Origin of the sequence: Mesorhizobium sp. M1A.F.Ca.IN.020.06.1.1 (assembly GCF_004023265.1) — a bacterium.
Lineage (GTDB): Bacteria > Pseudomonadota > Alphaproteobacteria > Rhizobiales > Rhizobiaceae > Mesorhizobium.
Genome location: NZ_RZSR01000079.1, coordinates 1 through 10,812 on the forward strand (window position 1 = coordinate 1; position 10,812 = coordinate 10,812).

The window sequence follows — 10,812 nt, forward strand, 5'->3', positions numbered from 1 at the left end:
CGCATCACCCGCTCGATCGACACTGCGCGCGGCGTGGTCACCGCGAACCCGCAGAAGCCCGACCTCGGCAGACTCCCTTCCGATCCGTTCGGCATCGTCGAGTTCCGCGACGGCCGCGTCGTGACCTCGGTTGGCGGCAAGGATACCGAGATCCTGAGCAGCCTCAGCGGCCAGGTGAACTGGGCGGCGATGAACAGCGACGCCGCGCTCACGGCGACCGGCATATGGCGCGGCGAAAGCGTCCAGATCGATTTTTCCTCGGCGAAGCCGCTGGTGCTGTTTGCCGGAGGGGTCGCCCCCGTCACGCTCGCCTTCAAGGCGGCGCCCGCCACACTTTCTTTCGACGGCGTCGCCTCGATGTCGGAGAACGGCTATCTGGACGGCCAAGCGAAATTCACCGCCCCTTCGCTGCGACGCCTGCTTGAATGGTCGCAAGCCGGCATGGCGCCTGGTGCTGCGATCGGCTCCGTCTCGGTCGCGAGCAAGGTGGCGGCCTCGGCGGGGCGCGCGAAGTTCGAGAACACGACGGTGGCGCTGGACAACAACCCCGGCATGGGAGCGCTGGACTTTTCGTTCAGCGAGCCCCTGCCCGTTATTTCCGGCACGCTTGCGTTCGATACGCTCGATCTTCGATCGGTCCTTTCCGCTTTCACGCCGATCGCTCCCGCCGGCCAGGCAGGCCCCGGCGAGTTCGACACCGGCTTCGCCGACAAGATCAACCTCGATCTCAGGCTGTCGGCGGCGCACGCCACCGCCGGCCCGATCCAGCTTGCCGATGTCGCCGCGACCGCGCAGGTCAAGAACGGGCTTGCCGTCTTCGACATCTCCGACGCGTCGGCCTTCAACGGCAACATCCAGAGCAGCCTGCGCTTCGACCGCAAGCCGGACGGCACTCAGGTCGAGTTGCGGCTTTTGGCATCGGACGTCGACACCGGCGCCTTCGCCACCGCGGCGGGGATGACGCGGCTGGTGCCGGCCGGAACCGGAACCGTCTCGGTCATTCTGAAGGGGCCGGGCAAGGCCTGGGACTCGATCTTCGAGAACGCCGACGGGTCTTTCTCGGCGACGTTCGGGCCGGGCTCGCTCAACGGCCTCAACCTGCCTGCCTTTCTCAAGCGCAACGAACAGGGCGGATTCTTCGCCCTCGACGACGTCGCCGACGGCTCGCTGCCCATCGACGGCGCCGAGATCAAGGCGAGCATCTCGAAAGGTGTGGCGCGGCTGGACAAGGCCGAGGTCAATGCACAGAAGTACAAGATCTGGCTTTCGGGCATCGCCTCCTATACCGGGCGCGGGCTGGCGCTCTCGGGCGGCATCATCCCGAACGGACAACCTGCGCAGCAACAGCCGGCCCAACAACCGGCTACCGCCGGTCAGACAGCGGTGCAGGCGCCGCAGCCCTCAAAGCAGTCGTTGTTCTTCGTCGGCGGCAACTGGAGCACTCCGTTCATCTCGCCGATCAGCCGCGGCGTTTCAGGCCAATAGAACAAGGCGCAGGTCGCGCCCGTCTTTGTTCCCTATCCGCGTTGCGCCGCCTGCTCATCGCGCTGGCGCTGGACCTCGCGGCGCTTGTTGGCGATCGAGGCAATGATGACGCCGATCGCGACGACGGCGATCAGGATGGTGCAGGCGGCATTGATCTCAGGCGTCACGCCGAGGCGCACCTGGCTGTAGATCTTCATCGGCAGCGTCGTGGCGCCGGGGCCCGAGGTGAAGGAGGCGATGACCAGATCGTCGAGCGAGAGCGTGAAGGCCAGCATCCAGCCGGAGATGATCGCCGGCAAGATGACGGGCAAGGTGATCTGAAAGAAGGTCTTCACCGGCGGCGCGCCGAGGTCCATCGCGGCTTCCTCCAGCGAGCGGTCGAAGGAGACCAGGCGCGACTGCACGACGACGGCCACGAAGCACATGGTGAAGGTGATGTGGGCGAGCGTGACGGTGAAGAAGCCTCGGTCAAGTCCGACGGCCACGAAGAGCAAGAGCAGCGACAGGCCGGTGATGACTTCCGGCATGACCAGCGGCGCAAAGACCATGCCGGAAAACAGCACTCGTCCCTTGAAGCGTGTGTAGCGGGTCAAGGTGATCGCCGCCAGCGTGCCGAGCACGGTGGCAACGGTCGCCGAGATGACGCCGACGCGGGCTGTCACCCAGGTGGCGTCCATCAGGCCCTGGTTGTGGAACAGCGACACGTACCATTTCGTCGAAAAGCCGCCCCAAACGGTGACGAGCTTGGATTCGTTGAAGGAAAAGACGATGAGAAGCACGATCGGCAGATAGAGAAAGGCAAAACCGAGCACGATCGAAGTGATGTTGAAGCGGCTCCAGGTGGCGTTCATTTGCCTTGCTCCTGGGCTTTCGCTTGAGCTTGCTGGAAGAACATGATCGGGACGGTCAGCACCAGGAGCAGGATGACCGCCACCGCCGAGGAGACCGGCCAATCGCGGTTGGCGAAGAATTCGTTCCACAGCGTCTTGCCGATCATCAGCGTCTGCGAGCCGCCGAGAAGGTCCGGTATGACGAACTCGCCGACCGCCGGGATGAAGACCAGCAGGCAGCCGGCAATCACGCCCGGCAGCGACAGCGGGAAGGTGATCTTCCAAAAGGCACCGATCGGCGGGCAGCCGAGATCCTGCGCCGCCTCGATCAGCGAATAGTCCATCTTCTCCAGCGACGAGTAGAGCGGCAGCACCATGAAGGGCAGATAGGAATAGACGATGCCGATGAAGATCGCGGTGTAGGTGTTGAGGATGACCAGCGGCTGGCTGATCAGGCCAGTGGCGAGCAGCACCTGGTTGAGCAGCCCTTCGGGTTTCAGGATGCCGATCCAGGCATAGACGCGGATCAGGAACGAGGTCCAGAACGGCAGGATCACCAGCATTAGCAAGGTCGGCCGGATCGTCGCCGGCGCGCGCGCCATGCCATAGGCGATCGGATAGCCGACGACCAGCGTCAACACCGTCGAGATGCCCGCGATGATCAGGCTGGTCACATAGGCGTTGAAGTAAAGCGCGTCCTGGGTCAGCCAGGTGTAGTTGTCGAAGTTGAGCTCGCGAAAGCCGGCGAAGAATCCGGAAATGCCGTCGCCGAAATCGAGCACAGGAGTGTAAGGCGGCATCGAGATCGCCGTCTGCGACAGCGAGATCTTGAAGACGATGATGAACGGGACAAGGAAGAAGAACAGCAGCCAGAGATAGGGAACGATGATAACGAGACGGTCAACGAAGCCCTTCGCCAGCTTGGTCGGCAACTGAGCGGCGGTTTCGGCCGAGGAAGGGGCGGCGGCGATGTTGGTCATGGCCGCCCTGTTACCTTGTCAGCACGACGCCGGCGTCCGGCCGGAAGGAGACCCAGGCGCGATCGTTCCAGGTCAGAGGGTCGTCGCTGACGCGGGCAGCGTTCAACGCGCTTGCCCGCACCATCTGTCCGTCGTCGAGCTTGATGTGGTAGACGGTCATGTCGCCAAGATACGCAACGTCATAGACTTCGCCTTCCAGCGCATTGACGGCATCGGCCGGCTTCCTCGACGATACCTTGATCTTCTCGGGCCGGATCGCGAAGACGATGTCGGCGCCCTTGGTGGTGTCGGTGGCATTCTCGACAACGATCTGCGCACCGGTCGCGCCGGTGATGCGCGTCGTATTCGCTGCCCGCTCGGCAACCTTGCCCTCGAACATGTTCACATTGCCGACGAAATGCGCCACGAAGCGCGACGTCGGGGCCTCGTAGATTTCCGCCGGCGTCGCCACCTGCATCACCTCGCCCCTGTCCATGATGGCGATGCGGTCGGCCATGGTCATGGCTTCCTCCTGGTCGTGGGTGACGACGACGAAGGTAAGCCCAAGTTCCTGCTGCAGGTCCATCAGTTCGAACTGCGTCTCCTCACGCAGCTTCTTGTCGAGCGCGCCGAGCGGCTCGTCCAGCAAAAGCACCTTCGGCCGCTTGGCGACCGAGCGGGCAAGCGCCACGCGCTGGCGCTGACCGCCGGAAAGCTGGTGCGGCTTGCGCTTGGCGAACTGCTCGAGCTTGACCAGCCTCAGCATCTCGGCGACGCGCTTTTCGATATCGGGAGCGGGCATGCCTTCCTGCTTGAGGCCGAAGGCGATGTTCCTTTCCACCGTCATATGCGGAAACAGCGCATAAGACTGGAACATCATGTTCACCGGCCGCTTATAGGGCGGAATGCCGCGCAGGTCCTGGCCGTCGAGCAGAATGCGCCCCGCGGTCGGCTCCTCGAAGCCGGCGAGCATCCTGAGCAGGGTCGACTTGCCGCAGCCCGAGGCGCCGAGCAGGGCGAAGAACTCACGTTCGAAGATGGTCAGCGACAGATTGTTGACAGCGGTGAAGTCGCCAAACTTCTTGGTCACCTTGTCGAACTGGATATACGGCTTGGCGCTCGGATCATTCCATGGCGCGAAATCCCTGCGGATGCTGCCAAGCGATTTCATGTCCCACTCCGGGTCTGTTTCGTTCCGCTGGAACGGTTCATGGTTTCGAGAAAACGCCGAACCGCTCCAGCTTTTTGTTTTTGACGCAATTCCGGGGGCGGAAAACCGTCCCACACTGTTGCTGGAATTGCTTCTAAAGAAAGCGACCCCGGCAGTTTCTGCCGGGGTCGCGTCTCGATGCTTATTGGCCGGTGACGATCTTGGTCCAGGTGCGCGTGATGATGCGCTGTGTCTTGGGATCGTAGGGCTGCACGGTGTAAAGCTTCTTGGTCGTCTCCTCGTCCGGATAGACCGAGGTGTCCTCCAGCAGGGCCTTGTCGACGAACTGCTGCGAGGCCTTGTTGCCGTTGGCGTAGAGCACATAATTCGAGGATTTGGCGATGACTTCCGGGGTCATCATGTAGTTGATGAACTCATGCGCTTCCGCGACATGCGGCGCGTCGGCGGGGATCGCCATCTGATCGAACCACATCTGGGCGCCTTCCTTGGGCACCGAATAGCCGATCTCGACGCCCTGCTTGGCCTCCTCGGCGCGGTTTCGCGCCTGGAACACATCGCCCGACCAGCCGATCGCCAGGCAGATGTCGCCGTTTGCCAGCGCGTTGATGTATTCCGAGGAATGGAACTTGCGAATATACGGGCGGACCTTGAGCAGGGCCTCCTCGGCCTTGGCGATATCGTCGGGCGAGGTGCTGTTTGGATCGAGGCCGAGATGTTTCAACGTGGCCGGAATGATGTCGGAGGGGGAATCCAGCACATAGACGCCGCAATCCTTGAGCTTGGCGAGGCTCTCCGGATTGAAGAACACGTCCCAGCTGTCGATCTTGTCGGTGCCGAGTGCCGCCTGCACCTTCTTGACGTTGTAGCCGAGGCCGACCGTGCCCCACATATAGTTGACCGAGTACTCATTGTTCGGATCATACTTTGCGGTGCGCTCCGAAATGACATCCCACATGTTGGAGATGTTCGGCAGCTTGGACTTGTCGAGCTTCTGGAAGACGCCGGCCTGGATCTGGCGCGCCAGGAAATTGGCGCTGGGCACCACGACATCATAGCCGCTGCCCCCGGCCAGCAGCTTCGTCTCCAGGATCTCGTTGGAATCGAAAGTGTCGTAGACGACCTTGATGCCGGTCTTCTTGGTGAAGTCCTCGATGATCGAGCTGTCGATATAGTCCGACCAGTTATAGACGTTGACGACGCGGTCGTCGGCATGGCCGCTCGCGGCGAAGAGCGTCAGAAAGGCCGAAGTCGCCGAAAGCAAAAGCGCTTTGCGGATCATGATATTCTCCTTTGGTGAGTGTTCCCGTGCCGGCTCGTCGCGACATGGGCGCGGGACGGCGTTTGTTTCAGACTATGGAGATTTCCGGAGAGCCACAAGCGCGCGCGCCTGGCAGTGCGCCGGATCGTTGAGTGACGGGCGCCGCCCTTGCCTCCTTTCCAGGAAGCTGTTCGGACGGCCTCAGCGGCGTTGGCCGCGGCGTAAGCAGAGATGTAACGATGCGGTCCGGCCTCGATGAGGCCGGCGGAGTCACTTGGCAAGATACGCCTGTCTTGTTGTTGCCGTAATTGCAGCCTGCCCGCCCCGCAGCGGAGTTGTCAATGGGGAAGACACGCGAGCATCAATTGGGAGACGGCAGCCCGGTGATGCCCGGCCGCTCGGGCCGGGTCTGCCGCTTGAACTCAAACGCAATATGAACAAGCAGCGCGGCGATGACGACCGCGCCGCCGATGATGGTGCGCCCCGACGGCACCTCGGAATGGACGAGCCACACCCAGATCGGACCGAGGATCGGCTCGAAAGTGCCGAGCAGCGCCGCGACGGCCGCGGGCACCAGGCGGGCGCCCATGGCGAAAAAAGCAAGACCGACGCCGAGATTGATGACGCCGAAGGCGAAGAGAAAGCCCATGTCGCGCCCGGAGACGGTGAATTCCGTGGCTTGCGAGGCAGCAAAAGCACCGGCGAGCAATGCGCCGAGGCAAGTGGCCGGCACCATGCGCACATGGGCAAAGCGCCGGGTGATCACGGTCGCGAACGACAACATCACCGCGATCAGCAGCGCCAGGCCATCGCCGATCGGCGAGACGGCGCCGTCAAGCGATTCCGAGACCATGATGGCCACGCCGGTGATGACGGCGGCAATGGCGACCCAGGTTCCTGGGGTCACGCGTTCGCGAAACAGCACCCAGGCGAGCATGGCCGCCAGAAGCGGGACACCGGCCTGCATCAACAAGATGTTGGCGACCGTCGTGTAGGTGAGCGCGACGATGAAGCTCGTGGAGGCGGTGGCGAAGCAGAGAGCGACGCCCAGCCCAGGCAGGCCCATGTCGCGGAACAATCTCCAGGTGCCGCGCCAGCCGTCGCGCCAGAGCATGAAGGCGACGAGGAAGCCCACCGCCCAGATCGAGCGCCAGAACACCACGGTCCAGCTGTCGCCGACATGGATGAAGCGAGCGATGGTGCCGCCAAAGCTCCACATCAGCGCCGACAGGAAGACCAGCAGCATGCCGATCCGCTCCTCGCGCGGCGAGACGGCAGCCAAGGCAACGCGAGACGAGGCGGTATCGGTCATAGGCGAGACTGTCAGCGATTTGCCGGCGGCACGATCCACCACGGACGACCACACCATATCCCATTCGCGTAGCGCAAATGCTGGAGCCAGGCGTGATCCAGCATCCGCTGAAATGTAGGACAAAGCCGGCTTGCGGGCCGCTGAACCGCTGCGGCTGGCGGGGGGTGCTACCCCTGGAAATCGAAGGCGCTGAGACCCGTCACCATCTCGTCGAGGCCAAGCGGCCGGGTCACCGGCGGCTCGGCGCGCGCCAGGCAGCCGACGCGCTCGCAGAGCCTGCAGGCCGGGCCGACCGGCGTTGCATATGCCGTGCTCTGCGCGGCCTTGGCGGCGGACGGTCCGGGCAGCGCCGCGCTGTAGACGATCTCGTCGCGAAAGCCGATGTCGCAGCCCAGCAGAAGCGCCGTGCGCCGCGGCCGCTCGGAAAAGGCGCCTTGCGGCCCTTCGAGCGTGCGGGCGATGCAGAGGAACTCGGTCCCGTCCGGCATTTCCACCGCCTCGACCAGAATCCGGCCCGGCTGCGAAAAGGCCGCATGGACAGGAAGCTTCGGACAGGCGCCGCCGAAACGGCTTTGCGGATAGCCCAGGCTGCCCGCCTTGCGGAAGCGGTTGCCGGCACTGTCGACCTCCAGCATGAAGAACGGTACGCCTGAGGCGCTCGGCCGCTGCAGCATGGTCAGGCGGTTTGCCGCCTGCTCGAAGGAGACGCCGAAGCGCGAACGCAAGACGTCGATGTCGTAGCGGGCGCGGACGGCCGCTGCATGAAAGGCGTGATAGGGCATCATCAGCGCGTGCGCCGCATAGCGGCCGAGCTCGAAACGGGCTAAGCGGCGCGCTTCGTCCGTGCCGAGCTTCAACGTCTGGATCTCGCCCGCCACGGCCACCGTCATGCGCATCAGGCTCGCCTCCATGGCGACCTCGCGCAGCTGATCGAAGGGGGAGAGCCGCTCTGACAGGAACAGGCGTTGCGAATGGCGATCGTAGCGCCTGCGCCAGTTCGGCATGGTGGCCACCGGCAGCACCTTGACCACGATGCCGTGCTCGCGCCTTAGCCACGCCTTCAGCGTGCCGAACAGGTCGTCGCCTGGATCGAGCAGCGAAATGAAGGCCTCGGCTTCCTCCTCCAGCGCGGCGAAATGGTTCGGCCTGCGCTCGAAAGTCTCGTGCACTTCGTCGACAGGCAGGCGCGTGCCGGACAATGCGGTCGCCCTGCCCTCCCGCGCCAGGAGTTCATTGAGATCCGACAGCCGATCGGCCTGCTCGCGATAGGCGCGAAACAATTTCACCATCGCGGCGGAAGCGTTCGGCGCGATCTCGGCGAGGTCGATCAGTTCCTGGTCGCCCGGCAGTTCGCCGGCCAGCAGCGGATCGCCGAACACTTCCTTCAGCGCCGCGATCGATCCTTTGGTCTCGCCCTGCAATTCGTGCGGATCGATCTTGTAGGCCGACGCCAGCTTGAGGATCAGCTGCACCGTCAGCGGCCGCTGGTTGCGCTCGATGAGATTGAGGTAGGACGGCGAGATGCCCAGGCCTTCGGCCATCGCCGTCTGGGTCAGGCCCTTGGCGTTGCGAAGCCGGCGGATGCGCGGCCCGGCGAAAATCTTCTGCTCGGCCAATCGGCTACCTTGAAAAGAGTTTTACATAACGGCGCGCCGTCGCGGGCTCATCCAGCTTTTTACAATCATGACAGATTTACAGCCCCGATCTGTCAAACGCAACACCAGTTTTCCCGTATTTTAGCGGGCAAGCTCCGGTTTTTCTGGCGACTTTTGCGGCGCAATGTAAACAATGTAACACGTGAACGGCCCACAGATACGTCCCTCAAACGGGCCATCTAAACAAGCAAGACTGACCTGGAGCAATCGATGACTGATTTTTACAACCTCGTCCCGTCCGCGCCGGAGGGCCGTTTCGACGGCATCGAACGGCCCTACTCGGCGGAGGACGTGAAGCGGCTGCGCGGCTCGGTCCAGATTCGCCATACGCTTGCGGAGATGGGCGCGAGCAGGCTGTGGAAGCTGATCCACGAGGAAGATTTCGTCAATGCGCTCGGCGCCATGTCGGGCAACCAGGCCATGCAGCAGGTCAGGGCGGGCTTGAAGGCGATCTATCTGTCGGGCTGGCAGGTCGCGGCCGACGCCAACACCGCGTCGGCCATGTATCCGGACCAGTCGCTTTATCCGGCGAATGCGGCGCCGGAGCTGGTCAAGCGCATCAACCGCACGCTGCAGCGCGCCGACCAGATCGAGACATCCGAAGGCAAGGGTCTTTCGGTCGAGACCTGGTTCGCGCCGATCGTCGCCGACGCCGAAGCCGGCTTTGGCGGGCCGCTCAACGCGTTCGAGATCATGAAGGCCTTCATCGAGGCCGGTGCCGCTGGCGTCCACTATGAGGACCAGTTGGCGTCGGAGAAGAAGTGCGGCCATCTCGGCGGCAAGGTGCTGATCCCGACCGCAGCGCATATCCGCAACCTTAATGCGGCCCGGTTTGCAGCGGACGTGATGGGCACGCCGACGCTGGTGGTGGCGCGCACCGACGCGGAAGCCGCCAAGCTGCTCACCTCCGACATCGACGAGCGCGACCGGCCTTTTGTCGACTATGACGCCGGCCGCACGGTCGAGGGCTTCTATCACGTCAGGAACGGCATCGAGCCCTGCATCGCGCGCGCCGTCGCCTACGCTCCGCATGCGGACCTGATCTGGTGCGAAACCTCGAAGCCGGATCTTCAGCAGGCAAGGAAGTTCGCTGAAGGGGTGCACAAGCACCACCCGGGCAAGCTGCTCGCCTATAATTGCTCGCCATCGTTCAATTGGAAGAAGAACCTGGACGACGCGACCATCGCGAAGTTCCAGAAGGAACTCGGCGCCATGGGCTACAAATTCCAGTTCATCACACTGGCCGGGTTCCACCAGCTGAACTTCGGCATGTTCGAACTGGCCCGCGGCTACAAGGAGCGCCAGATGGCGGCCTATTCGGAACTGCAGGAGGCGGAATTCGCGGCGGAGGTCCATGGCTATACCGCGACCAAGCATCAGCGCGAAGTCGGCACCGGCTATTTCGATGCCGTTTCGATGGCGATCTCCGGCGGCCAGTCTTCGACCACCGCCATGCATGAGTCGACCGAGCACGCCCAGTTCAGGCCGGCGGCCGAGTAATGACAACACCAGAGGAAACGCCCGAAGGGCACTTACGTCGAGGAGAACAGCAATGGCATCGATAAGCCGGGTCAAGGAACGGGCCGAAGAACAATCAAGCGCGATGAGCGTCGATCAGCAGGCGACGATCCGCATGCTTGCCAACGACTTGCACAGGCTCAACCAGTCTGTGATGAAGGCGGTCGAAGCAGGTGTGTCCGTCGAGCTGGTGCGCTCTGCCAGGCACCATGGCGGAGACGGCAACTGGGGTGATCTTTTGATCCCAGTGATCGTCACCCATCAGAACCAAGGCTGACGTAACGTCAACAATCACTCGCGAGTGTCTCCCGTGTGCTATACGTTCCGGGAGACGTTCGTTTTTTCGAATTGTGGCCGTGGCGCCGGGGAGAACTTGCGCCGGCTTTTAGCAATTCTTGCTATATTATCATTTTCCATTATTTTTGCTTGACACCGCTGGCGATCTCGCGCCAATTGCGCGCTTAAGGTTTCAACCCTGCATTGAACCAGAGCCTCGGCCATACATGTGTCCCGCCAATCGTGACGACTCTGAAAAACCAATGAAACCGGCGGACCGTGGCGCGGCGGCCCGGCTGCCGGCGGATATCTCCAAGGTGCTGGTGGTCGGCAAATCGTCGATCAACC

Annotated in this window: 9 protein-coding genes; 3 read left to right on the plus strand and 6 right to left on the minus strand. The window is 63.0% G+C overall.

Translation table 11 applies throughout. The features are described 5' to 3' along the window. On the plus strand, positions 1–1,485 hold a 1,485-nt coding region (locus EOA60_RS05975; RefSeq protein ID WP_128311135.1), incomplete at its 5' end, for an AsmA-like C-terminal region-containing protein. Between the two features lie 32 nt (positions 1,486–1,517). Here the strand turns inward: EOA60_RS05975 and EOA60_RS05980 are convergent. The 6 genes from EOA60_RS05980 to EOA60_RS06005 form a co-directional block, all read right to left on the minus strand. After that, positions 1,518–2,336 carry an ABC transporter permease subunit gene (locus EOA60_RS05980; protein WP_067327282.1) on the minus strand — a complete coding sequence of 273 codons (819 nt, stop codon included), beginning with the start codon at positions 2,334–2,336 and terminating at the stop codon, positions 1,518–1,520. Next, a complete protein-coding gene (locus EOA60_RS05985) occupies positions 2,333–3,295 on the minus strand; it encodes an ABC transporter permease subunit (RefSeq protein WP_095825798.1) in 963 nt (320 codons plus the stop codon). The genes EOA60_RS05980 and EOA60_RS05985 overlap by 4 nt, the downstream gene beginning before the upstream one ends. Positions 3,296–3,305: 10 nt before the next feature. Continuing rightward, positions 3,306–4,445: an ABC transporter ATP-binding protein gene (locus tag EOA60_RS05990; protein ID WP_095825799.1), complete on the minus strand. Its 1,140-nt coding sequence runs from the start codon at positions 4,443–4,445 to the stop codon at positions 3,306–3,308. 181 nt (positions 4,446–4,626) lie between these two features. Then, positions 4,627–5,724, minus strand: a complete 1,098-nt coding sequence (locus EOA60_RS05995; RefSeq protein ID WP_067327271.1) for a polyamine ABC transporter substrate-binding protein — start codon at positions 5,722–5,724, stop codon at positions 4,627–4,629. A gap of 340 nt (positions 5,725–6,064) precedes the next feature. Then, on the minus strand, positions 6,065–7,015 hold the full coding sequence (locus EOA60_RS06000; RefSeq protein WP_095825818.1) for a DMT family transporter: 951 nt from the start codon (positions 7,013–7,015) through the stop codon (positions 6,065–6,067). Positions 7,016–7,182: 167 nt separating this feature from the next. Next, positions 7,183–8,631, minus strand: coding sequence for an XRE family transcriptional regulator (locus EOA60_RS06005; RefSeq protein WP_095825800.1), 1,449 nt, complete (start codon positions 8,629–8,631; stop codon positions 7,183–7,185). Between the two features lie 249 nt (positions 8,632–8,880). Here EOA60_RS06005 and aceA point away from each other — a divergent pair, with 249 nt between their 5' ends. Together aceA and EOA60_RS06015 are read left to right on the plus strand one after the other, a co-directional pair. Beyond that, on the plus strand, positions 8,881–10,170 hold the full coding sequence (gene aceA, locus EOA60_RS06010; protein ID WP_128293307.1) for an isocitrate lyase: 1,290 nt from the start codon (positions 8,881–8,883) through the stop codon (positions 10,168–10,170). A 52-nt stretch (positions 10,171–10,222) separates the two neighbouring features. Next, entirely contained in the window at positions 10,223–10,465 is a 243-nt protein-coding gene (locus EOA60_RS06015) for a hypothetical protein (RefSeq protein WP_066989302.1), read from the plus strand. The last annotated feature ends 347 nt before the right edge of the window (positions 10,466–10,812 follow it).

Bases quoted from the DNA above. Each gene is read 5' to 3' on its own strand.
- EOA60_RS05995 (WP_067327271.1), bottom strand. From the start codon at position 5,724: ATGATCCGCAAAGCGCTTTTGCTTTCGGCGACTTCGGCCTTTCTGACG.
- EOA60_RS06000 (WP_095825818.1), bottom strand. From the start codon at position 7,015: ATGACCGATACCGCCTCGTCTCGCGTTGCCTTGGCTGCCGTCTCGCCG.
- aceA (WP_128293307.1), top strand. From the start codon at position 8,881: ATGACTGATTTTTACAACCTCGTCCCGTCCGCGCCGGAGGGCCGTTTC.
- EOA60_RS05980 (WP_067327282.1), bottom strand. From the start codon at position 2,336: ATGAACGCCACCTGGAGCCGCTTCAACATCACTTCGATCGTGCTCGGT.
- EOA60_RS06015 (WP_066989302.1), top strand. From the start codon at position 10,223: ATGGCATCGATAAGCCGGGTCAAGGAACGGGCCGAAGAACAATCAAGC.
- EOA60_RS05990 (WP_095825799.1), bottom strand. From the start codon at position 4,445: ATGAAATCGCTTGGCAGCATCCGCAGGGATTTCGCGCCATGGAATGAT.
- EOA60_RS05985 (WP_095825798.1), bottom strand. From the start codon at position 3,295: ATGACCAACATCGCCGCCGCCCCTTCCTCGGCCGAAACCGCCGCTCAG.